Consider the following 25,248-nt stretch of genomic DNA (forward strand, 5'->3'; position numbering starts at 1 on the left):
GGCCGTTCAGCCCGGTTTTTAGCAGCTTTATCTAATTTTAGCTGAGTTCAAGGTAGGTAGAACTAACTTTGCGTTATTAGTCGAACAACCTGACGTATCCATCCCATCGGATACTACTTATCGATAACGCAATGAAATATAGCTTACCCTACTGGCTAAGTTGCCTTTTTATCTGTTTGCTGCCCCTGCAATACAGTAAGGCTCAGGCCCCATCTACGATCAATAGTCTTGGAGTTACCCAGGAAAAACCAGGCCGCACGGCTGCCCTAACCATAAGCGGTTATATAAAAGATGCTGCAAATGGTGAAGGCTTGATTGGCGTATCCGTATACGTAAAAGAGACCAGTACTGGAGCGGTTACCAATAGCTATGGCTTTTATGCTATTACCTTGCCACCAGGTAGCTATAACCTGGCTATCAGCTACATTGGCTATGCCAAACAAACCCGGCCGGTTGAACTCACAGACAAAAACATACGGCTTGATCTCGAACTAAAGCAGGAAGGCAAGGACCTTCAGGAAGTGGTCGTCTCAGCCAATCGGGAAGACGACAACGTCAAAAATATTGAGATGAGCGTCAATCGGATCGATGTCAAAACGCTGCAACGGATTCCGGCTTTATTGGGAGAGGTCGATGTGATTCGGAGTATTCAGTTGCTGCCCGGCGTGACAACGGTTGGTGAGGGGGCAACGGGTTTCAACGTTCGGGGCGGTAGTATCGACCAGAATCTAGTGCTGCTCGACGAAGCGCCCGTCTATAATTCGTCCCACCTGTTCGGCTTCTTCTCTGTATTTAACCCCGATGCTGTAAAGGACGTGAAGCTCATCAAGGGCGGTATCCCATCCAATTACGGTGGTCGAATTGCCTCAATTCTGGATGTTCGACTGAAGGAAGGTAACGCGAAAAAGCCTGAGTTGAATGGTGGTATTGGGTTGATATTTAGCCGATTATCCTACGAAAGGCCTTTGTTTAAGGGAAAAGGCTCGTTCATCGTAGCGGCTCGTCGGTCGTATGCCGATATTCTGGCGCAGCCATTTCTAAACAGTGATCTGAAAGGCGCTAAGTTCTATTTCTACGATCTGACGGCCAAAGGCAATTACCGGATTAATGATAAAAACACGGTGTTCCTGTCGGGCTATTTAGGACGGGATGTATTTGGATCTGATTTCGGCTTCAACTGGGGGAATACCACCTTGTCGGCTCGCTGGAACCACATTTTTAGTGAGCGATTGTTCCTGAATACAACAGCTTACTACAGCAATTACGATTATTCACTGAATACGGACCTGAAAGGGAAAAGGCCAAACGATTTCTTCCGAACCGATTCCCGCATTGTCGATTACAGCATCAAGCCTGATTTCTCACTAGCACTTGGTAAAAACCTAATTACGTTTGGTGGGCAGGCTATTATTCATGATTTCCAGCCTGGTACAGCTACGGCGGCTAGTGCAGGGACCGTTCGCTCGTTCGGTATCGCGAATAAGCATGCGCTCGAAACAGCGTTGTACGTTGGCAATGAACAACAGGTAACTCCTCAGCTTCAGTTACAATATGGGCTTCGGTATTCGCTCTTCAATTACACGGGTCCCGGCGAAGCCTATACCTTCCAGACTGATGTGCCGTTAGGTACGCGTAGAGAAGTCCTAACAACGGTAGCTTATAAAGGGAATGACGTTATTAAAACCTACGGAAACTGGGAGCCGCGTCTGGCCGCTAAATATGAACTCTCGGGCAACAGCTCGTTAAAAGTCAGCTACAATCGGCTAGCCCAATACATTCACCTGGTTTCGAATACAACGGCCTCTACACCGCTCGACATCTGGACACCTTCGACCAATAACATCAAACCACAAATTGCCGACCAGATTGCGGCTGGTTACTTTAAAAACTTTGGCCATACTGGTCGTGAATTCGAAGCATCGATAGAGGTTTATTACAAGTGGTTACAGAATCAGATTGACTATATCGATGGTGCCAGCCTGATTTTGAACAAGTACCTTGAAGGCGATTTACTTAATGGCAAAGGCCGGGCCTATGGTGCTGAGTTTTTTGTCAAACGAAACACAGGTGTAGTGAACGGCTGGATCAGCTACACATTAGCCAAGACTGAACGACAGGTAGCCGGCATCAACAATGGCGACTGGTACCCAACGCGTTTTGATAAGCGCCATACCCTTACATCAGTCCTACTTATCGACCCACCACAAGCCAAGCGCTGGAATTTTTCGGCTACGTTTACACTTGCCAGTGGTACACCCGGTACGTTCCCAACAAATCGCTTTGAATACGAAGGGTTTGTAGCGCCAATTATTAATGGTCGGAATAACTACCGTATTCCTGCCTATCACCGGCTCGACTTGGCGGCTACTTTGCAGGGACGTAAGCGGCCGGGTAAACGCAAGGAAGACAACTGGGTATTTTCGGTGTACAACGTTTATGCCCGCAAAAACCCATTCTCGGTTTACTTTCAGCCAAACGCCGACAATCCTCGGGTGACGGAAGCCATTAAATACTCGGTTTTTGCGACCATTATCCCGTCGGTAACCTACAATTTCAAATTCTAGAACAACAAATCCGTAGTTAAACGCCCGGCTTATACGTGGCACTGCTGCAATGAAACGACTTCCTATTTTAGTATATCTTTTTAGCGCTGTTTTGCTGCTCGACAGTTGCACAACGGTTATTGATGCCAAGCTGGATACTGGCCCAACGCAGCTGTCGGTCGATGCAGTACTGACAGACCAGCCCGGAGCTCAAACCATTCGACTGACTCAGACGGCCGCTTATTTTGACAACAGTACAACGCCGGCTGCTACCAGCGCTACTGTTACGGTTATTGACGATGCGGGAAAGAGTTATAAATTTTTAGATCCTGATAACGACGGCTACTATGTGTGGCAACCAACAGGAAATGACACGCTGGGCCATATTGGCCGTACCTATCAACTGACAATCGGTTTTCAGGGAGAGACCTATCGGGCTGTTTCAAAGATGAATCGGGTTCCGCCCATTGACTCACTCGTTTTTGTAAAGCGTAAACCCAATCCATTCTCGAAACGCGAAGGGTATCGGGCTGAGTTTTATGCAATAGATATACCCAACCAGATCGACTACTACCGCATACGCTTTTTTCAGAATGGTGCGCTGCAAAACAAACCGGGCAATATTATCACCTCGCAGGACGGGGGCTTCCGAAGCGGTAGCACGTCTGTCACGGATGGGTTGATGTTCATAGCGCCAATTCGCCGATCGGTCAATATCGACAGTCTGTACAACATGAACGATGTGGTGAAAGTTGAAGTCCAGTCGCTAACGTCGGAGGCTTTTGATTTCTGGCAACAATTTCGCACCCAGATTACGAACGGAGGTTTGTTTGCAACGCCCCCCGCCAACATTCCAACCAATATTATCAACACTAATGCATCGGGCCGAGCGGCAGTCGGGTTTTTTATTACATCTGCGATTCGGAGCCGAACCGCCACGGTGAATCAGGCCAATATCCGGGTTCGGGAAGATTGATTGCTTGTTTCCCCTCACGGCATCGGCCGACCGTCCCAACCGAAGCGTCGGCCCGGCCCTCTCTCTAAGGGAGAGGGCTTTTTTGTCGTATCGAGTAGTCTACTCTCCGTGGCCTGAGAGGACACACGCCACAGAAAAGGTTTTGTTAGTAACCGGATGGCTCCCCTCTCCTTAAGGGAGAGGGGCTGGGGGTGATGGAGTTCTATTTTTTCACAATCTGCTCACCAGGTGATAGCCATACTCCCCGTGCTGATTGGCCGTAGAATGTGGTGCCGAAGGGAATCTCCTGCCGACGGGTTTTGCCGTTTTTCAGGCTGACAGTGACAGTAGTCGTTTTTGTATCGACGGGCATGAAAGTTTGCGCCTGCTGAACAGCGAACAGTCGTAACGGCCCCCGGTTTTCAGTTGTCGCAATTCGACAACGGCCCTGGGCATCGGGTAAGCTTACCAAGGCTTTGGCATTACCAGGAACGAAGAAGCCACTTTGCTCGATGGTTTTGGGAGTAAAACCGCCCTTTCCATCACCCTTCAAAACAAGCCCATTCAAGGCATCCATTCGACCAGCTACCAGATCGCTTCCGTGCTCGTTTCCAACCAGTACCGCATCTAGGTTACCATCCCCATCAATATCCTGGGCCAGCATACCAAAAACGGGCGACGTCTGGGCCATAATTGGCAAAGGTCTGACCTCGAACTTTCCATTGCCTTTATTTTCAATATAGCTGGTTGATAGGTAATTAGCCGTAAATTTTAGTGCCTGATTACGTTCATCGTCGGTTAAAATCTGGTTGATGGTCGCTTCGCCAAAAGGAGCGTATTTGATGTAGCGTTTCTTGATCCCAATCATCTGCTTCACCATGTCGTCCCAACCAAAATACGGGTACTCTTCATACTGGCCTTTGGCGTTTTTGAAGTATACCGTTGGGAAGGCGTCGTAAAAACCGTTGTTATCGAAATCGCCCGCATATATCCGTACAGGACGCTCGGGTGTAGCACGAAGTAAGTTGTTTTGACCTAGATTTCCAGCCAGATAATCGATGTCGCCGTCGTTGTCGAAGTCGCCGGGGGTTAATGAATTCCAGAAACCAAGCTTGTCATTTAAACCACTATTGTCAAGGGGCTTTAGCTGGCCTTTCTCATTCCGTAGCATGGTCAGCGGAGCCCATTCACTAGCGAGCAGTAAATCGACATAACCATCGTTATCGTAATCGGTCCAGAGGGCATCGCAGGTCAGGCCTGGCTTGGTCAGTGCCGGAGCTACCTGAGCTGTAACGTCGGTAAAATGCGGTTTATCTTTTGAGCTGCCATCGTTTCGCAGCAGGTAGCTACGAACGCCCATTGGATATTTATAGGGTTCGACACGGCCACCTACGAACAAATCAAGGTCGCCATCGTGATCGAAATCAGCGGCTTTTACGCAGGAACTATTCAACCAGAAGTTTGGTAAGGCGTTGGTTGCCAGGGTGAAGTTTCCTTTGCCATCATTGACATACAGCCGATGATGTAGGGCTTCTTCTAGCTGATTTTGGCCAAATTCCGGGCTTCCACTTGCTGCGTATAAATCAAGATCACCATCGGCATCGGCGTCGAACAGGAGTAATCCAGCATCCTCCGATAGCTTGGTGGGAAGCGACTTTCGAACAAAATGATCATTCGGCTGCTGAAGTAGCAAGTCGGTCGAAAATTTCGAGCTGCCGCCCACAACCATATCCACAAGACCATCGCCGTTTACGTCGCCAACGGCCAGCGCCGGGCCATATTCGGTGAGTTTATGCAGCAGGGTCTTCTGGAGGTTGAAATCGATAATGTCAGTTTCTTCGTGCCGGTAGTTGACGCCGAGCGCAGCCGTCATATCGGTCAGCAAAGGGGTTTGGACAGGCTTTGGCTCGGTGATAGAAGTGCCGGGTTTAGCGTCGGCCGCTTTAACGATCAATAGTTGGTCGGCCTTAACGCTCGGGAAAATCTGCACGCGCCCACCGGGCCAGGTCACTTTGAGGTTTTTAATGGTTTTCTCCTTTCCTAAACCGAAATGAGCAACTGGATCGACACTTGACAGGAAGCCCCGATACAGGGTATGTTCATAAAACTCTTTACGCCCATCTGGCAGATCATACTCAACTAGAGCGCCCAGACCCATCGGGTTAGCTCCATCGCCCTCAAACTGAATGCGGAGGTAATGGGCATTTTCGGGTTTACGGTCGTTAAGATTGTTTCGGTAAACAAACGCTTCGTCGTTGATATTGTTGACAACGTAATCGAGGTCACCATCACCGTCAAAGTCGGCATACGCAGCCCCGTTCGAGAAGCTGGGTTCGGTCATGCCCCAGTGCTCGGTCACGTTCTCAAAAACCGGCCCTCCCGAATTCCCCCGATTACGATATGCATAATTGCTGACCTTTACCTGCGGAATTTTGTCGGTCAGTTCCTTCCGTAAGGCATCGCTCAGATAAGTATTGACAGAACTATAGTAAACGGTGAAATCGCGGTCGGTCACGTCGCGGGGGAAGCCGTTGGTCACCAGCAGGTCCCGGTAGCCATCATGATCCAGATCGACCAGCAGGGGCGACCAACTCCATTCGGTTTCAGCAACGCCCGCCATCATACTGATTTCGCTGAAAATAGGCATGTTCGCATGTGCCCTGGAGGTGTCGGTCGGCCGTACACCCTGATTGAGTTGTAGGGTATTGCGGGCGTACTGGTGCTCATACCCCAGGCGGTCCCACTCCTGATAGGCAAAATAACTGCTTGGGCCCATCAAACTCTTTTTGCGAAGATTATCTTCCGGCAACATGTCCATACATATGATGTCGGCCAGGCCGTCGCCATTAATGTCGGCTACGTCGTTGCCCATCGCTGATGAGCTGGTATGCTTAAACGACTCGTGCGAGCGGTTTGTAAACGTGCCATCATGGTTGTTGATGTAGAGTACGTCGTTGGTCGCAAAGTCATTAGTCACGAAGATGTCTTTCCAACCGTCGCGATTGATGTCGCAAATGTTTAGGCCCAGTCCAAACCCTTCAGCAATAACGCCTGCCTGCTTGGTAACGTCCGTGAAGTAGGCGTGGCCGCGTGTCGAGTCGAAATCGTTGCGGTATAGCCGGTCGGTATTGGGCGATGTTCCATCATCGATGCGGACTTTCAGGTAGCCAGGATTTTTGGGGTCGGCAATCTGATCGACCAGCACAAATAGGTCTAAATCGCCATCGTTGTCGTAGTCGAAAAAAGCTGAATGGGTCGTGTAGGTGGTGTCGGCAATTCCATAATCAGCCGCCATTTCCCGGAATTTCGGGGTTCCGTCGGTATCATTTCCCTGATTGACATAGAGCAAATTGGCTCGCAGTGTCCCTTTCTTATGAAGTGTGTTGGATACATATACGTCGAGCTTACCATCGGCATTGATATCCACTACAGATACGCCCGAGCACCAGCGCCCTCCGCCACTAACACCTGCCGACTGGGTTGCATCCTTGAAGTGGAAATCGCCACTACCCGTTTCGGTGTCGTTAATGTAGAGTTTGTTAGAGACCTGATTGCCGGCAAAAAATACGTCGGGTTTCTGATCGCCGTTGAAATCACCTATACCTACGCCACCACCATTGTAGATGTATTGGTAGTTCAGGATGTTGAGCGTATCGCTATCGGTAATGGTATTAGCAAAGGTGATTCCGGTATCGGACGAGTCGAGCCGTTCAAATAAAGGCTTTTCGCGACATGAACAAAGGATAAGTAGACACACTACGGGCAGCAACCAGGCCCCACGGAAGAAGCGAAATTTCATGGATAAGTACACGCCGTTTTGGGTGGCAGAGGAAACAAATGATCTTCAAATTTACCTATAAAAGCACCGATTAGTACACGGTAGGGGTTTTTACTGAAAATTTAACATCTGGAGCCAGTTTTTCTAATGAGCAGGTTACCTTAGGGTTGACCTTCTCCCGGAAATACCTGCTCAGGCTCATTGGGCAGTTTAGGTGTTTTAGGTTTTCGTTTGCGAATGCGGGCTAATAGGGGCTGGAAGGTATCTCGCTCGATTACGGCAATTATCCCTAGAAATAACCCGAACAACCCAACGTGCACGGGGACCGACACCCATAGATTCGGAATAGGAAATTGCCAGGAAAGATAGATTAGTAATCCCGCTCCCAGTATATAACCAAAAGCCGAGCCTACATGATAAGGCACAGGATAATACTTCTCGCCCAGCACATAGCAAATGGCCATCATGGCAAAGCTGGATACAAGAAAGGCTACAGCACAACCTATATAGCCCATTATCGGAATCAGAATCAGATTCAATCCAATAGTTATCGCTGTGCCAGCTACAGTAATAAACGTACCATACTGGGTTTTGTCTTTCAGTTTGAACCAGAACGAAATGTTGTAGTAAACGCCTAATAGTAGATTGCCCAGTAGGAGCAAAGGCACTACATCCAGACCAACCCTATACTGTTCTGAGACAAAAAAACCGATAATATCAAGGTTTAAACTAACTCCTACCCAGATCAGCACGCAGACGATAACGAACCATTTGGTAACCTCCGCCAATAATTTGGGGGCATTTTTGTCTTCGCCCTGGGAGAAAAAGAACGGTTCGGCAGCGAATTTGAACGACTGAATTGCCAACGCCATAAATACCGACAATTTCAGGCAGTTACCATAAATACCCAGCACGGCTTCGGACGATAAACCCGGATAAAAACCTTCTGGCAGCGAATGACGCAAAAATAACCGGTCGGTCAGTTGGTTGAGCACGGTGGCCAGATTGGTGAGCATAATTGGAAACGCATAGGCAATCAACGCCTGACTTTGCGAACCAGTTAGCTGGAAATGAAATCCAGTGAAGGCCTTCCGGATAATGACAAAATAAAGGGCGTTGCCAATCAGGTTGGATAAAAAGATATAACCGGGGCCGATGGCAGGGCTGTAGATCAAACCAGCTATTGGCTGTAAAGCCGTTAAATATTTGCCTTCTGATATATCTTTTGCCAGAATCAGGAAAAAGATATTCAACACGACTACAAGAACGATATTCGTGATTTTGGCACTCACAAACTCACGCGCCCGATTCTCGGCCCGAAGCCGTGCAAACGGAATGGCTACAATAGCGTCGATGGCCACCAGCAGCGCCGACCAACGTACAAATCGTTCCTGACCAGGATAATGTAGCCAGTTAGTGATTTGCGGTGCCAGGCTATACAACAGGACTGTTGAAACGATACTAATACAGATGACGATACTGAGGGATTGGCTGAAAATACGGTTCTTCTCTTCTGTAGGAGCATTCTTCGAGCGAGCTATAAACCGAAAAAACGCCGTTTCCAGACCCAGGGTATAAACAACAAGTAGTACGCCAATCCAGCTATAAAACTCTACGTTGGAGGCCATAGCCGCCGGTTTAGCGAATGCATAAGTCTGAATTGGAACGAGTGCGTAGTTGATAAGTCGCCCCAAAATGGTACTAACCCCATAAAGCGCTGTATCGCCCGCTAATTTTTTAAATGTGCTCATGTATGGAAAGAACGTCGAATTGAGTCAGCTTAGTCGCTAACTTACTCCAGAGTTCGCCTTGCTGACTGCAAAGTTAAGACCTTTGGTTATCTTTGTGGCTCAGGCCGAAACAGGCTCCCGGTTGTTTCGGATTACTTGCCATTTAGCTACTGAAACAGCCGGAGCCTGTTTCGGCCATATTCATGTCTCTGAAAATTTCCTCTGCTTTAATCTCCGTTTACTACAAAGACGGTCTAGAGCCTTTAGTTCGGTTATTGCACCAGCAAAACGTCAAATTATATTCGACGGGTGGTACACAGGCATTCATTGAACAACTGGGAGTTCCGGTTACCGCCGTTGAAGACCTGACCGGCTACCCGTCCATCTTTGGCGGGCGGGTAAAAACGTTGCATCCTGCCGTAATGGGCGGCATTCTGTACCGACGCGAAATGCCCGAAGATCTGGCGCAGGCCGAACGGCACCGTATTCCCCCCATTGATTTGGTCGTGGTGGATCTGTATCCCTTTGAAGAAACGGTCGCATCGGGTGCATCGGACGAAGATATTATCGAGAAAATTGACATTGGCGGTATTTCGCTGATTCGGGCGGCTGCCAAAAATTACAATGATGTACTGATCGTTTCCTCTCGGAGCCAGTATGCGGGTGTTGTCGAGCTATTGGCCGAAAAAGCAGGTAGTACCGAGTTGGCAGATCGTCGTCGGTATGCAGGCGAAGCCTTTGCCGTCACCTCGCATTATGATACCGCCATTCAAGCTTATTTTGCTGGCGAACAGCCACAGGGAACGGGCTATGAAGGAGTCATTTATGACTTCAAATCGTTGCCCGCCAACCACCTTCGGTATGGCGAAAATCCGCATCAGCAAGCCAGTTTCTACGGTGATCTGGACGCTATGTTCGATAAATTACATGGCAAAGAACTGTCGTATAACAACCTGGTCGATGTTGATGCCTGTGTCGGATTGATCGATGAATTCCCGGCTACGGACGATTCGGTTGCTTTTGCCATTATCAAACATACCAATGCCTGTGGGATTGCTACGGCTCCTACGGCCAAAGAAGCGTACCTGAATGCACTGGCCTGTGATCCGGTTTCGGCTTTTGGGGGCGTAGTGATTACCAACGTGCCCGTCGATCTGGAAACGGCCGAGGAATTGAATAAGCTCTTCATGGAGATTTTAATAGCTCCTGACTACGCACCAGAGGCTCTACAACTTCTGAAGTCGAAAAAGAACCGCATTTTGCTGAAACGGAAGCCGGTTGAACTGCCACCAGTTATGTTCAAGACGATTCTGAATGGGGTGCTGGAGCAGGATAAGGATAATGTAGCCGAAACGGCTAGTCAGTTCAAGACGGTTACGACAAAGGCTCCTACTGACAGCGAGGTTCGTGCCCTGGAGTTTGCACTTAAAGTGTGTAAACATACCAAGTCGAACACAATCGTTCTGGCAAAAGAAGGGCAGCTATTGGCCAGTGGCGTAGGGCAAACATCACGGGTGGATGCACTCCGACAGGCTATCGAAAAAGCGCACTCGTTCGGCTTTGATCTGAACGGTTCGGTAATGGCTTCGGATGCCTTTTTCCCATTTCCCGATTGCGTAGAGATCGCTGGCAAAGCCGGTGTGACCGCCGTCGTCCAGCCCGGTGGTTCCATCCGCGATCAGGATTCAATCGATTATTGTAATCAGCACGGCCTGGCCATGGTTACGACCGGTGTGCGTCATTTTAAACACTAATCCGAACCGGGATTTATATGATTTAACTGACTGACTTTGATTTTGCTTTCGAAGAAAGCTACGTTACAAAATCAAAGTCAGTCAGTTAAATCATATAAATCCCGCCGGGCCGCCGGAGCGGTTCAGACAACCTATGCGACTACTCTACACAATCTGGTGCGCTATTTGGTTCGTGGCGTTGTACCTCGTACTGTTTCCGTTTCAGTTTGTGTTTCTGCAACGGGAGCAATGGAAACCGCTTGCCCACAAAGTCAATTACATCTGGGGCATGCTGTTTTTCATCGTGGCGGGTATGCCGGTGCGGGTTGAGCGTCGGTTTCGACCCGATCCCAAGAAAACCTATGTGTTTTGTGCGAACCATTTTTCGTACCTCGACATTGCTGCTATGGGGGTTATTGTCAGAAACTACTACGCCTTTGTGGGGAAAAGCGAGGTAAAACACATTCCGTTGCTGGGGTATATGTTTGCCAAGTTGCACGTGCAGGTCGATCGTAGTCAGCCGAATAGTCGGGCCTACTCGTTGGCCAAATCCATACGGACATTAGCTTCCGGGCGGAGTATTATGATTTTCCCGGAAGGGGGTATTAAAGCGACTGAACCACCCCAAATGGTCTCGTTTCGCGATGGAGCGTTTACTATGGCTATTCAACAGCAAGTGCCCATTGTACCCGTCACACTGCTGAATAATCACCAGATTTTGCCCGATAAAAGTCCCATTCGGTTGCATTGGCATCCACTACGGGCCGTTATTCATCCGCCCATCGAAACAACTGGTATGACACAGGATGATGTAGAACGACTTAAAGAAGAAACGTATAAAGTTATTGACAACGAATTAATGAAAGAGCGAACGAGCGAAAGCGTGAAAGAGTGATCCTGCACTCCATTCACTCATTCACTCATTCACTCATTCACTCATTCACTCATTGATTATGAAGGTAGATCAGGAGACGCTCTATAAAATTGCCCATCTGGCCCGGCTGGAAGTTCGGCCAGAAGAAGAAACGGACTTGCTCAATAGCCTGAACGGGGTATTGACCTGGATGGAGCAACTGAATGAAGTTGATACGACGGGTGTTGAGCCGTTGACCCATATTTCGGACGAAACCAACGTTCTCCGCGACGATGTAGTGGGTAACCACCTCCCCCGCGAACAGGCCCTCGCCAATGCCCCCCAACACGATGAACAGTTTTTTGAAGTGCCGAAGGTGCTGTAAGTCCGAACCGGGATTTATTTGATTTAACTGACCGACTTTGATTTTGATATATGCTTTCTTTGAAAGCCAATCAAAGTCAGTCAGTTAAATCAAATAAATCCCGGTTCAGGCTAGTATCGGTTTAATGACCTTCCCCGCTACATCAGTCAGACGGAAGGGGCGGCCTTGAAACTGGTAGGTTAATTTGGTATGATCGAAGCCGAGCAGGTGGAGGATGGTGGCCTGTAGGTCGTGGATATGCGTTTTGTCTTTCACGCCATAATAGCCAATATCGTCGGTTTCCCCGTACGAAAAGCCCTGTTTTACACCGCCACCCGCCATCCAGACCGTGAATGCTTCAAGGTGATGGTCGCGGCCCATGAACGGTAGGGTTTGCCCATCGCGGTTCTCCTGCATCGGGGTTCGGCCAAACTCACCGCCCCAAACCACTAGTGTATCATCTAATAATCCACGTTGCTTTAAGTCTTTCAGAAGGGCAGCTACGGCCTGGTCCGACTCTTTGCATTTGTTCCGAAGTCCGATTTCAATGGCCCCGTCGGCACTGGTTCCGTGTGTATCCCAACCCCAATCGAATAACTGAATAAAGCGAACTCCCCGTTCGGCCAATCGGCGCGCCAACAGGCAATTGCGGGCAAATGATCCTTTGGCTGGATCGACGCCATAGCTGTCGAGTATGTATTGTGGTTCACTTTTGATGTCCATGGCGTCGGGCACCGACATCTGCATACGGAAAGCCAGTTCGTACTGAGCAATACGGGTCAGAATTTCCGGGTCTTTTACATCCTCGTACTGTTGCTGGTTGATCTGACTGATGGCCTCGATCGTTTGCTTACGGATGTTCCGGTCCATTCCGTTCGGATTCGACGCATACAGAACTGGATCGCCATCCGTACGGCATTGAACCCCTTGATACACAGTGGGTAAGAAGCCACTTCCCCAAACAGATTTACCTGCGTCGGGTTGCTTGCCACCCGATGCCAGTACGATATACCCCGGCAGGTTATCATTCTCGGTACCTAGCCCATAAGTCACCCACGAACCCAGACTCGGGCGGCCCAGTCGGGCACTACCTGTGTGCATGAGCAATTGAGCAGGCGCATGGTTGAACTGGTCGGTATACATAGCTTTCAGGAACGAAATGTCATCGGCAACGCCCTGTAGGTGAGGTAAATAGTCTGATAGCCATGCTCCCGATTGACCATACTGCGCAAATTTACCCTGTGGACCCAGCATTTTCGGAGTTCCCCGGATAAAGGCGAACTTTTTACCTTCGAGCAGAGCTTGTGGACAGTCCTTGCCGTTATACTTGGCTAGTTCAGGTTTATAGTCGAACAGCTCCAACTGGCTGGGAGAACCCGCCATATGGATATAAATGACTCGTTGGGCTTTAGGCAAATATTGAGAAGGATGCGGTGCCGTCGGCTCCGAATTTATAGAAGCAGCCCCAACGGTATTATCCTTTGACTGTTCTTTTCCAAAAAAGCCGCAACTACCCAGAATGGAACTCAATGCCATGGCTCCCAGACCTGTGGAGCAGGTATGCAAAAAGTGCCTCCGGGTTTCGCTTTCGGCAGCCGCATGCTGGAGTTCGTTCAGAAGCTTGTTCATGGTGTAACGCGGGTGGAAACCCGCTTTTTATGTTCTAAAAGCGGGTTTCCACCCGCGTTACTTACTCTTTTGTAATCACCTCATCCAGGTTCATCATCGTATTGGCCGTAACCATCAAGGCCGCCAGTTGCGGTGAAATGGCCGAACAGTCCATGCCGGGTCGATCCAGTAGGTTTTCTGCCTGGCCTGGCTGCTTCCGGTAATATTGTTCGGTAGTTTGATAGAGCCGAACCAGAACCGCCAATTTTTTAGGCGGTAAGTCACGGAGCATAAGCCGCCGAAAACCGGCCTGAATCTGACGATCGGGCGATGAGCCCTGTTGACGCATATAGTCCGCTAAATGCTGAGAAGCTTCCACATACACCGGGTCATTTAATGTTACCAAAGCCTGTAAAGGGGTATTGGTCCGAAGACGGCGAAGCTGACAGAATTCACGACTGGGGCTATCGAACGTTACCATTGATGGATACGGAGCGGTTCGTTTCCAGTATGTGTATAGGGCGCGACGATGTAAGTCTTCGCCGGTACTTTGTTTCCAGGTTTCGCCATCGTAAGGCGACTGCCAGATTCCATCGGGTTGAACAGGCATCACACTGGGACCATAAAGTTTGTGGCTTAGTAGACCGCTAACAGCTAATGCCTGATCATGAACCGCTTCGGCGGAGAGCCTAACACGTGGTCCACGAGCCAGGAGCCTGTTGTAAGGGTCTTTGGCCAGCAGCTCGGGCGAGGCCGTGGATTGTTGTCGATATGTGGCCGACATCACTATTTTCTTGAGCAACTTTTTAACGCTCCAATGATCGGTATCCATAAATTCGGCCGCCAGATAGTCGAGCAGTTCGCGGTGGGTAGGTGGAATTCCTTGCGTACCCATATCTTCGACCGTTTCGACGATGCCTGTACCAAACAGTTGTTCCCAGAACCGGTTTACAGCAACCCGAGCTGTGAGCGGCTGTTCACGACTGACCATCCAGCGAGCCAGACCCAGCCGATTTTTGGGCAGTTCAGTAGCCATTGCTGGCAAGGATTTCGGAATGGCAGGTTTTACAAGTTTGCCTTTTACCAGCCAGTTGCCCCGTTCAAACACATGCGTTTCGCGAAACAAATCGCCTGAGCCGTCGAGCATAATGGGCGTTTGTTCGGCCTCGGCATTGAGCAGATCCGTTAGGAGCTTGTCCTGTTCGCCAAGGGTGGTTTGCGGCTGGCCAGGCAGGATCGGCGCAAATGCAACCCATTTGATCTGTACCCATTCCTTAGGCTTTTTCGTACTATTGAGCGACAAATACAGATTGTGACGGCCCTGAACGGCAGGCAGCGGAATCATTTGAACGGTGTCTTTGCCGGGCTTAGGCGTTGGAATCGTTGCTAAAACGGGGCCATCCAGTCGATCCTGATGAACCGTGACAGTAGCATTTTCAGCTTTGGTGCCCCAGCGGATCAGCATTCGTGGCCGTGGCCGACCTGTGAGGGTAACATTTTTGATACGGCATGAACCTTTATCCTGAAACCCAAAATACTTAGCGTCGAGCAGAGAGGCATTGACGTATTGGTCGAAATCGTGCGAATTAATTTTCGGTTCAACCGTACGAACCAGATGGGTAACCTGATCGATTGTGGCCTGACCTTGCTTCGGATTAGCTACTGAATGACGAATATACTGTTGCAGGGCAACAAGTTTGGTCGAATCGGCGGGTTTGAGGAAGCGAAGGGTAGGGGTATCGCTGGTGACATCTTCATCACGGGTGTTGTTGAAGAATGCCATGTATTTGTAGTATTCCTCGTTGGTGAATGGATCATAGGGGTGGCTATGACATTGTACACAACCGAAGGTTGTTCCCTGAAAGACATCCCAGGTAGTGCTGACCCGGTCGATCACGGCAGCTGTACGGAACTCCTCGTCCTGTGTACCGCCTTCGTCGTTCGTCATCGTATTTCGGTGAAAGCCGGTAGCTACCAGTTGATCATCAGTGGGGTTGGGCAACAAATCGCCTGCAAGTTGTTCAATGGCGAACTGATCGAACGGTTTGTCTGCATTGAACGCTTTGATCAGCCAATCCCGATACCGCCAGATTTTCCGACCGGGGTCACGTTCGTAGCCTTTCGTATCGGCATAGCGGGCCAGATCGAGCCACATCCCCGTCCATCGCTCACCGTAGGCAGGTGACGCCAGCAATTGATCAACAACTTTTTCAAATGCATTGGGCGACTTGTCACTGACAAAATCAACAACTTCTTTTTCGGTAGGTGGTAGCCCGGTTATATCGAGCGAAACGCGCCGGATCAGGGTAGCCCGGTCGGCTTCGGGTGACGGTTTTAGCTCACTTTCGGCCAGTTTGGCGAGAATAAAGTGGTCGATTTCGTTTTTAGCCCAGTCGGTTTCGTCATTGCTGGTAATACCGAGCCGACTTAGGAATGTACCAATTTGGGGTACATCGGGTTTCTGAACGGGTTGATAGGCCCAGTGGTCACCCCATTCGGCTCCCTGGTCGATCCAGTTGCGAAGCAGCTCGATTTCTTCGGGTTTTAGCGCCGGATGGTCGAGCGGCATCCGTTCATCAGGGTCGGTTAGGGTCAGTCGCCGGATCATCTCGCTGGCATCGGCATCTCCCGGAACAATAGCGAGCTTTCCGGATTTGGCAGGAGCGAGCGCTTCCTGTTTAAACAAAAGGGAAAACCCCGATGCTTTTTTTACACCACCATGACAGGCAATGCAGTTTTTGTTGAGTAATGGTTTAACCTGCGTGTTATAGTCAACTCGACTCTCAAACATGCCCAAAAACGACGATAGCGTGAAGGCTAATCCCGCACCAATTAAGCCAACAAGTATCCATTGAGTTTTCATAAACCGATACAGACAAACATCACTTACCGCTAAAAGCACGTGACAGGCTATTTGTACTATGAAAATCGCTGATTGATGTAATTTTAACGTAGAAGAGTGATAGAAAAGTTTTCGACAGGGTTTACCGAACCCGTACATCAACCTGAGCGGTATCGTCTTCGCCGTTGGCAGTGCCGTTATTAGGAGTCGAATCGGGGTCGGCAACGCTCGAAGCGGTCAGTTGGGCTTTACAGATGCCAGTACCTGAAGCCGTGGCTCGAGCCCGAAAGACGAGTGTAACACTATTGCCAGCGGCCAGACTACTGACACCGCTGATCAGGTTGCCCCCCGATGCCCCAAAATCATCGCCCGATACAAAAGTTTGACCCGCAGGCAGTGTCGCCGATACACTTAAGCCTGAGGCCGATAAACCACCCTGATTGGTGACGGTGAGTGAATAGCTGATGACATCGTTAATTGATGGCGTTCGCGTATTGGTCACTAGCCGAATGCTGATGTCGGCTTTAGCCGGATCGGGTGTGGGCTGGTTACTAATCACCGCTGGTAATGGTACCTGATTCGGGTTGGGCGACACAAAAGAGCCTGCACCTGATTGAGCCGTACGGAAATCGACCTGTGTGGCATCGTCCTGTCCATCGCCCGTACCGGAGTTGGGTTGACTGTCGGGATCTGTACTAGTCGACTGAGCGATTTCGGCCGCATTCTGATAATTTCCTGCTACTGTTGGTTGAGCAATGAAATTTAGCGTTTGTGTTTCACCAATGGCCAGATTCATCGCCGAACTGGTCAGCACGCCATTACTCGCTGAAAAATTTGGCGATGAAATAAACGTGAGGTTAGTAGGTAGTCGGTTGCGCACGACCACATTGGTTGCCTGTGCTGGCCCATCATTATGCACAAACAAGCTGAAAAGAACAGGTGTATTTAGCGAAGGTGTCCGGGCATTAACAGCCATACTTAGACTCACATCCGCCTGAATCTGGGTGGTAATCTGAAACACATTGGAAGGAACTGCCGGAATACCTGGCGATGAAGCAACCACCCGTATGCGGTAATAACCACTTGTTAATGAGCTAGGTAATGTAATCTGGATTGGACTGGTGGTGCCGCTGCCCAACACACTTTTGTATTGCCCCAGCGAATCCAGTAGTTGCACCTGCCATTGATTGCCGCTGTTGAACGTACCTAAGGTGGCAAAGGATATACTCTGAGTTGAACCGGCTAGTACAGTATTATTCAGACTTCCGGTTACAGCAAACTGAGTCGGGGTAATGGGTTGAGCATTCTGAAAAAACGTGTTATTCAGGCTATTATTCCAGTTTCGGGCCAGATGTGATAGCCCCATATTGGTCGGAATGCCCCCCGTGTTCAGGTAATACTGGGGGTTGGGAGAAGGCCGTAGAATGTTACGAAAATGGCCTCCGTTCGTGCCCGCATTTCGCAAAGGGATCGTATCAGTTAGTGGGCCCTGAAAAACATTTAAGCCGGGGGTATTGATCACTTGTAATTGCTTATCGATGACTGGCTGACGAACCGGGTTGATCGTATCTCCGTCATAGGAAACGCGGGCTACCATCCAGGGAATGTTTCGCCCATTAAAATCCTGCCGTGATTTCTGAATTAGATTGGTTAGGTTGGTGGCATAGGCAGGAATACTGCCTGATGTCGCATCGCCATATTCCGCTTCGCCCTGATGCCAGAGTATGGCCCGTACACCTGCCATCGACAGGTAATAGTTCATAACATTCTTCAGGTTGGTATACGGTTGCAGATTGGGCCAGTTTTCGACGCACCAGTATCGATTACAGGCCGGAATACCATTGGCACTATTAATCCAGTTTTCAATCGTGGAACTGTCCCAGCCCGTTATGTAAAAGGCTACTGGCACATTGTACCGATTGACAATATAATCGCCTAATTCCCCCCAGCACCACGAACTTTCGGCCATTGGAAAGATACGTCGTCCGGCTGTAAGAGGTTTATAAATAGGTACCGGCATAGGATCACCCGAGGAGTAGAGAGCCTGGGCACCGGGAGGATAGTAGTGGTTAATAGAGTCGATGGTGCTCACACGGTCCGTAAATGAACCCAAGTCGTTATCGCCGATACCTAATCCACGTGAATTTGATTGGCCTGCCGATACAAAAATCTCCCCAATGCCTACCGGGTGTACGCTGGTTTGATTGACAACGGTATTATTCACAATGGTGCGGACGGTCAATGTGTACCAGCCGCCCGCACCTGTGATGTATCCTAGAAAAATGTTGTTAGTCGGACTGGTTTGTACCGTTTGCCAGCCCGTTGCCGTTCCCTGACCAGCCGTAACAGGAGTGAGCTGAGCTTCTACCCGATCAGCAGAACCCGAAAATCGGCCTGCTATGTACAGTCGCCCGTTGCCATCCAGCCCGCGCTGCACCACAAACCGAGCCATAGGATGCGAGATCTGTAATTGGGCAAGTGCTAATACTGGACAAAAAATGAGCAGAAGAAGCCATTTTATAAATGATGACATGAACAGTTAATCCGGTAATCCAGCAAAGATAAGGACAAGTTGGCTCAGAAGCAGGTGGGAGCTAAGCTACTTTTACTGATAGCTACAGCTACTAATTCACCGATGATAAATAAGCCGTTACACTTTTCCCCGCAAATACTCTGCCGTATAATTACCGTCTGTTAGCTTTACCATCTCTTCGGGAGTACCGGTAAAGGTCACGTAGCCGCCCGTTTCGCCACCTTCGGGGCCTAGATCGATGATATGGTCGGCATTTTTGATGACTTCCATATTATGTTCGATAATAATAACCGAATCACCCTGGTCGACCAGTGCATTGATAGCCGCCAGCAATTTTCGAATGTCGTGGAAATGCAGACCCGTGGTTGGTTCGTCGAAGATGAAAAGGGTACCACCTTTGGATGGATTGCCCTTGCCCAAAAACGATGCCAGTTTCACGCGTTGCGCTTCTCCCCCCGACAGTGTGTTAGCCGATTGCCCAAGGCCAATGTATCCCAGACCCACATCCTGCAGAGGCTGTAGCTTATCGGCCATTTTAGGGTCGACCTCCCGGAAGAAAGCAACGGCTTCATCGACGGTCATGTCCAGAATATCCGATACGTTTTTGTCTCGCAACGTCACCTCCAGCACTTCCTGCTTGAAACGTTTGCCGCCACAGCCCTCACACTTGAGGTAAATATCGGCCATGAACTGCATCTCAATCTTTACCTCGCCTTCACCCTGGCAAACCTCACAGCGACCTCCGTCGACGTTGAACGAAAAATGGCTGGGTTTATAGCCACGGGATTTGGATACAGGCTGGTCGGCCATTACCGTCCGAAGGTAATCGTAGGCTTTGATATAGGTGACCGGGTTGGAGCGACTCGACTTACCAATCGGGTTCTGGTCGATCATTTCAATGGAGGTAATTCGGTTGAGCGAACCTTCCAGCGATTCATATTTGCCCGCTTCTTCGGCCGCTTCACCTTTTTCGCGCATCAGAGCCGGGTACAGCACTTTTCGGATGAGCGTACTTTTCCCTGAGCCCGATACCCCCGTTACTACTGTCAGCGTATTCAACGGGAAGCGCACATCGACATTTTTGAGATTATTCTCCCGTGCCCCTTTCAGTTCTATAAAATTGGTCGCCTTCCGGCGGAACGACGGTACCGGTACGGTTTCCTGTCCAGTCAGGAAGTCTATTGTGTGGGAGCGGGGGGTAAGGTGCTGGGAAGTAAGAACAATCTCATTCTCCGCTCCATGCCCCCTGCTCCCAGCACCTTGCTCGTTAATTTCATCCCAGGTTCCCTGAAACATCAAATGACCACCCAGCGAGCCGGCATCGGGGCCGATATCGATGAGTTGGTCAGCCGCTCGCATAACCTCTTCTTCATGCTCCACTACGATGACTGTATTGCCCATATCTCGCAGCGATTCCAGTACGCTAACCAGTCGTTTGGTATCGCGGGGGTGAAGCCCAATACTGGGTTCGTCCAGAATATACATCGATCCGACCAACGCTGAGCCAAGCGAAGTGGCCAGCTTGATGCGCTGATATTCACCGCCCGATAGGGTATTTGTCAGGCGGTTTAGGGTTAAATACCCCAAGCCGACCCGCTCCATGTAATCCAGTCGGTTCCGAATCTCGATCAGAATCCGGTTGGCTACCTGCTGCTGTAGAGAAGGGAGTTCGAGGGTATGGAAAAATTCGGTAACCTGCGTAATGGACATCAGCACGAGGTCGGTAATTGATTTGCCGCCTACTTTTACGTAGCTCGCATCTTTACGCAACCGCGACCCTCGACATTCGGGGCAGTTGGTTTTGCCCCGGTAGCGCGACAACATAACCCGGTACTGAACCTTAAACGTCTGGCTTTCGACGTAATTGAAAAAGGAATTCAATCCATCGAAGTAGCTGTTGCCCTTCCAGAGCAGTTCCTGTTCAGCCGGAGTCAGGTCTTTGTAAGGACGATGAATTGGGAAGTCGAAACGAATGCCGTTTTTAAGTAAAGGCTTCAGAAACTCCTCACTCATTTTCTCGCTTCGCCAGGGGGCAATGGCTCCTTCAAAAACCGACAGATTTTTATCCGGAATGACCAGGTCTGGGTCGATGCCCAGCACTTTCCCAAAGCCATCGCATCGCCGACAGGCCCCATAGGGGTTATTGAACGTAAACAGGTTAACGCTCGGCTCTTCGAAGGCAATACCGTCGAGTTCAAATTTGTCGGAAAATGTGCGTGATTCCTGTCCTACAATATCCACCCGGCAGGTGCCTTCGCCCTCATTAAACGCCGTTTGCACCGAATCGGAGAAGCGATATAGGTTATCTTCGTCCGGTTTGCCGTCGGTATCATACAGCACCGTACCCCGGTCAACAAGAATTTCCAATAAGGAGGAAGGGTGCGACAGCAAATTCTCTCTCCGAACGTCGGCCCGGCCCGCTCCTCGCTCCTCGCTACTTTCTAAAACGTCCTCAATCTGCAAAACCTGGCCATCGGCAACGATCCGGGTATAGCCTTTCTGGAGGAGGATGTTCAGTTCATAGGCCAGGGTGCGTCCTTCGCGTGTGCGCAGGGGCGCCGTGATCATGATCCTTTGCCCTTCTTCGAACCCATAGATGTAATTAACGACATCAGTAACGGTATCCTTCCGCACCTCATGGCCCGAAATGGGCGAATAGGTGATGCCTGCCCTGGCAAAGAGCAGTTTGAGATAATCGTAGATTTCGGTGGAGGTACCTACCGTTGAGCGCGGATTACGGGTCGAAACTTTTTGCTCGATGGCAATAGCTGGCGATACACCCTTGATGTATTCCACTTCGGGCTTCTCCATCCGACCCAAAAACTGCCGGGCGTAGCTGCTCAGACTTTCGACGTACATCCGCTGCCCTTCGGCAAACAGCGTATCGAAGGCCAGCGACGACTTGCCCGAACCCGACAGGCCCGTTAGCACCACTAGTTTGTTGCGCGGTATGGCAACGTCAATTCCTTTTAGATTATGTACTTTCGCCCCTTTGATGATAATGAACTGTTTGGGGTCGAGCTGGTCAACGGAGCGTAAGCGTCCGGTTTCCGGAGTTTGAGTCATCCTGAACTAATGAAGTAGAATATTACAGGTGTCCGATACAACCGAAAGTATGGCGTTCGGGTCCTTGTTAAATTCTGTAAAACGCTATCTAATTTTAACGGTTAAATTGGGAATATGGTTTCTTAGATTTGCCTTTCTTACTAGTTAAATAAGAGAGGTGTTCTAAACAATTTGATTGGCAAATAAAACAGATGAACTTTGCGGAAGAAGATCTTATTCGACTTGGGGTTGCGCTGATTATTGGGGGCCTGATTGGCGTTGAACGTGAATATCATGGTAAAGCCGCTGGCTTTCGAACCATGATCATGATCTGTGTTGGATCTGCCTTATTTACAATTGTTTCGGGCCGGATTGGCTCTGACGGTCGTATTGCGGCCAATATTGTCAATGGCATTGGCTTTCTGGGAGCAGGTATCATCTTTCGGGAAGAAAGTCGGGTAAAAGGTTTGACAACGGCTGCAACGGTTTGGGCCGTATCTGCGTTAGGTATGAGTATAGGTGCGGGGTTTTACGACATTGCGCTTGTTGGTTTCGTTGTTATCCTGGGGTCGCTGCTTTTACTGGTTGGTCCGGCAAGACGCGTGCAGCGGCTTAATCAGATTCGTGACTATAAAATTGTTACGGTATTTCACAACCGGACATTGCATCAATACGAGAAGCTTTTTGAAGAATGCGGTCTTTCGCCCACTCGCAGCCAGCAACAACGGATTGGTACAGAAATTATCGGACACTGGCGTGTTTACGGGAACGAACGGAACCATGAAAAATGTATTAAACGTTTGTTGAATGACCCGGAAGTAAAAGAATTTACCTTCTGATTTCGTTATTAGTATAATTTTCTTTCTTGTACAAAATACTATGAATCATATTAGAAAGCTACTGTTTATCACCGCTTTACTGAGTAGCAGTCTTGCCTTTGGACAATTGACCGAAGATCCGGAAGATCGGAAGGATCAGGGGCGTGATCCGTTGCGGACGCAAACACCCGAAGGGCGTCCTTTGCCGTTCGGTCAGCGTTTACGATTTGGGGGTGGTATCAACGGTTTCCGCTTTGGCAATCCGTTTAGTTTGGGTGTTTCGCCGGTTGTTGCTTATCAGGCTACCGAGCGTATGCTGATCGGGATTGGAGGTAGTTACACCTACACACGCTATAAGGCCTATACAAACACGGGCCAAACCGTTCCGTATCTGACCTATAACCAATATGGTGGGCGAGGTTTTGTGATGTATGAGTTTATTCCGTCCATTTTACCGAATCTGTATCTGCATGGTGAGATTGAAAGCACCACCATCCAGCAGGTTGAAAATCAGACTGGTTTAAAATCAAGTGCCGCGCTGACTGCACCGTTGGTAGGAGTGACCTACTCACAGCCAATTTCACGTCGATTTGGAGTTAATTTAACGGCGTTGTATAACCTGAATTACAACGACAACTCCTTAGCCCGTACCATTTACGGCAGCCCGTTTGTCCTGCGGCTGTCGTTCTTCTAAAAAATACAGCGGGTATGCAGTTAATGGAGGATTGCCCAGATTGAATCGGCTATTTTCTGCATACCTGCATCATTCGGGTGCATGGCCACCCCTGGATCGGCATATTGGCTGGCAAAATATTTCGGTTGTCCAACCATATCATGCAGATCGACTAGTATCCATCCCTTCTCGGCAATAACCTTTCGAATTGCGGCATCAGCCTGGGGCTTGTCCCATACACTGGTGGTGGTGACGATCCTGACCGCCCGACCTGCACTCAGAGTCTCCAGCCGATTGACAAACTGACGAAACTGGGCTTCGAACTGACGAGTGGGCACATCTCCATCCACCACATTCTCCCCCAGCCGAATCACAATCAGGTCGGGTTTAAAGCTCTGCATGGGCTGATCGAACTCCTCCATCTTGTAGGTGGGCTTGCCAAAGTCGAGTTCGAGTCCGGTTCCGGCCTGGAGTTGAAGGGAGGTGGCTGGGTTAAGGGTTTGTAGGTTGGCCGTCAGCAGGTGGACGAAGTCTTTCTCGGGCGCTGACGCGGCCATGCCGTTGAAGTTGTACCAGCCCAGTTGGGGGGCGGGTCCATGGGCCATGATGCTGTTGCCAATCACCAGTAGGCGTTGGTAGTAAGGTGTAAAGTTGCCCTTTAACAACGGAGATGTTTGTTGGTCCAGTCGCACTCTGGCCAGCAGATTTACTTTTGTATCAATTACTACATAATTGCCAGTCGCCCAGGATTTACCATTATCTACAGAGTATTCTACAATAGCTCCTTTGGGCAGATTCGGAGCCATAATATCTATGGTATCTCCAAACGGAACCACTTTGGCCGTTTGACTAAACGTAGGTGTAGCCAAAGGATTCGTGAGGGGTACAGAAGTACCACTTTGAGGAGGGGTCAATCGTTGAAAACTAAGCTCAATACAGCCAGATTTGCAGTTTACTGTTTGCGCAACAGAGTTATTAACAAGGCTATACCAAAGCAATACGAAAAGAAAATATCTTGTTGAGCTTACAATTCTAATGGAGAATAACATTTTGTTGGCTAGAATTGGCTTTTGGGTTACCTGTAGCCTATGCCGCTAAAACTGTGCCAATTTTGTGTCATACTGAATTTTCTATCCATTAAGTACGGCTATTGCCGTAGTCTGTTGATATAATCTTAATAGCCTGTTCGTCAGTTATATTGTGTTCTGTATCTTAATTGAGGTACTATGATACAGCCCAAATGCAGTTAAGCGACTATACCTAGTTAACAGGCCATAGTTGAAAAAGCGAGGAGAGCTCAAAAAGATGAGCAGGCTGGTTAAAAGCTACACACTCAGCTAGACTATTATTGAATTTTAGCCCAAATTAAATCAGCTATTTTCTGCATACCTGCATCATTGGGATGGGCCGCTACGCCCGGATCGGCATATTGGCTGGCAAAATATTGCGGTTGTCCAACCAGGCAGTGTAGATCGACCAGCGTCCACCCTTTTTCGGCAATAACCTTTCGAATTGCGGCATCAGCCTGGGGCTTGTCCCACACACTGGTAGTGGTCACAATCCTGACCGCCCGACCTGCACTCAGAGTCTCCAGCCGATTGACAAACTGACGAAACTGGGCTTCGAACTGACGAGTGGGCACATCCCCATCCACCACATTCTCCCCCAGCCGAATCACAATCAGGTCGGGTTTAAAGCTCTGCATGGGCTGATCGAACTCCTCCATCTTGTAGGTGGGCTTGCCAAAGTCGAGTTCGAGTCCGGTTCCGGCCT

At 49.4% G+C, this 25,248-nt stretch carries 15 protein-coding genes; 7 read left to right on the plus strand and 8 right to left on the minus strand.

From position 1 onward, the window contains the following. Positions 1-131: 131 nt before the first annotated feature. Positions 132-2,564: a TonB-dependent receptor gene (locus ACYVFD_RS27820; RefSeq protein WP_461093794.1), complete on the plus strand. Its 2,433-nt coding sequence runs from the start codon at positions 132-134 to the stop codon at positions 2,562-2,564. A gap of 49 nt (positions 2,565-2,613) precedes the next feature. Then, on the plus strand, positions 2,614-3,519 hold the full coding sequence (locus ACYVFD_RS27825; protein ID WP_461093795.1) for a DUF4249 domain-containing protein: 906 nt from the start codon (positions 2,614-2,616) through the stop codon (positions 3,517-3,519). Between the two features lie 202 nt (positions 3,520-3,721). On the opposite strand, the gene ACYVFD_RS27830 is transcribed toward ACYVFD_RS27825, so the two are convergent. Together ACYVFD_RS27830 and ACYVFD_RS27835 are read right to left on the minus strand one after the other, a co-directional pair. Further along, complete coding sequence (locus ACYVFD_RS27830) at positions 3,722-7,297, minus strand: VCBS repeat-containing protein (RefSeq protein ID WP_461093796.1); 3,576 nt, start codon at positions 7,295-7,297, stop codon at positions 3,722-3,724. Between the two features lie 140 nt (positions 7,298-7,437). Next, a complete protein-coding gene (locus tag ACYVFD_RS27835) occupies positions 7,438-9,027 on the minus strand; it encodes a polysaccharide biosynthesis protein (RefSeq protein WP_461093797.1) in 1,590 nt (529 codons plus the stop codon). Positions 9,028-9,209: 182 nt separating this feature from the next. Between ACYVFD_RS27835 and purH the strand changes: the two genes are divergently transcribed. From purH to gatC, 3 genes are all read left to right on the plus strand, one after another. Next, entirely contained in the window at positions 9,210-10,760 is a 1,551-nt protein-coding gene (gene purH / locus ACYVFD_RS27840; RefSeq protein WP_461093798.1) for a bifunctional phosphoribosylaminoimidazolecarboxamide formyltransferase/IMP cyclohydrolase, read from the plus strand. 133 nt (positions 10,761-10,893) lie between these two features. Next, complete coding sequence (locus tag ACYVFD_RS27845; protein WP_461093799.1) at positions 10,894-11,634, plus strand: lysophospholipid acyltransferase family protein; 741 nt, start codon at positions 10,894-10,896, stop codon at positions 11,632-11,634. Positions 11,635-11,692: 58 nt separating this feature from the next. Next, the gene (gatC, locus tag ACYVFD_RS27850; protein ID WP_080059581.1) at positions 11,693-11,977 is read left to right on the plus strand and encodes an Asp-tRNA(Asn)/Glu-tRNA(Gln) amidotransferase subunit GatC; all 285 of its coding nucleotides are present in this window, start codon (positions 11,693-11,695) and stop codon (positions 11,975-11,977) included. Positions 11,978-12,082: 105 nt separating this feature from the next. Here gatC and ACYVFD_RS27855 read toward each other — a convergent pair whose 3' ends face one another. The 4 genes from ACYVFD_RS27855 to uvrA form a co-directional block, all read right to left on the minus strand. Continuing rightward, the gene (locus ACYVFD_RS27855; protein WP_461093800.1) at positions 12,083-13,585 is read right to left on the minus strand and encodes a DUF1501 domain-containing protein; all 1,503 of its coding nucleotides are present in this window, start codon (positions 13,583-13,585) and stop codon (positions 12,083-12,085) included. A gap of 61 nt (positions 13,586-13,646) precedes the next feature. Then, a complete protein-coding gene (locus ACYVFD_RS27860; protein ID WP_461093801.1) occupies positions 13,647-16,427 on the minus strand; it encodes a DUF1553 domain-containing protein in 2,781 nt (926 codons plus the stop codon). 121 nt (positions 16,428-16,548) lie between these two features. Then, complete coding sequence (locus ACYVFD_RS27865; protein WP_461093802.1) at positions 16,549-18,858, minus strand: DUF11 domain-containing protein; 2,310 nt, start codon at positions 18,856-18,858, stop codon at positions 16,549-16,551. 198 nt (positions 18,859-19,056) lie between these two features. Continuing rightward, positions 19,057-22,005 carry an excinuclease ABC subunit UvrA gene (gene uvrA / locus ACYVFD_RS27870; RefSeq protein ID WP_461093803.1) on the minus strand — a complete coding sequence of 983 codons (2,949 nt, stop codon included), beginning with the start codon at positions 22,003-22,005 and terminating at the stop codon, positions 19,057-19,059. 191 nt (positions 22,006-22,196) lie between these two features. Between uvrA and ACYVFD_RS27875 the strand changes: the two genes are divergently transcribed. Both ACYVFD_RS27875 and ACYVFD_RS27880 read left to right on the plus strand, forming a co-directional pair. After that, positions 22,197-22,823 carry an MgtC/SapB family protein gene (locus tag ACYVFD_RS27875; RefSeq protein ID WP_461093804.1) on the plus strand — a complete coding sequence of 209 codons (627 nt, stop codon included), beginning with the start codon at positions 22,197-22,199 and terminating at the stop codon, positions 22,821-22,823. 40 nt (positions 22,824-22,863) lie between these two features. After that, positions 22,864-23,496 carry a hypothetical protein gene (locus ACYVFD_RS27880; RefSeq protein WP_461093805.1) on the plus strand — a complete coding sequence of 211 codons (633 nt, stop codon included), beginning with the start codon at positions 22,864-22,866 and terminating at the stop codon, positions 23,494-23,496. 20 nt (positions 23,497-23,516) lie between these two features. Here the strand turns inward: ACYVFD_RS27880 and ACYVFD_RS27885 are convergent, their stop codons facing one another. Next, a complete protein-coding gene (locus tag ACYVFD_RS27885) occupies positions 23,517-24,389 on the minus strand; it encodes an SGNH/GDSL hydrolase family protein (protein WP_461093806.1) in 873 nt (290 codons plus the stop codon). A 431-nt stretch (positions 24,390-24,820) separates the two neighbouring features. Then, a partial coding sequence (locus ACYVFD_RS27890) for an SGNH/GDSL hydrolase family protein (protein ID WP_461093807.1) occupies positions 24,821-25,248 on the minus strand: 428 nt, incomplete at its 5' end.

This window comes from Spirosoma gilvum (assembly GCF_054776815.1).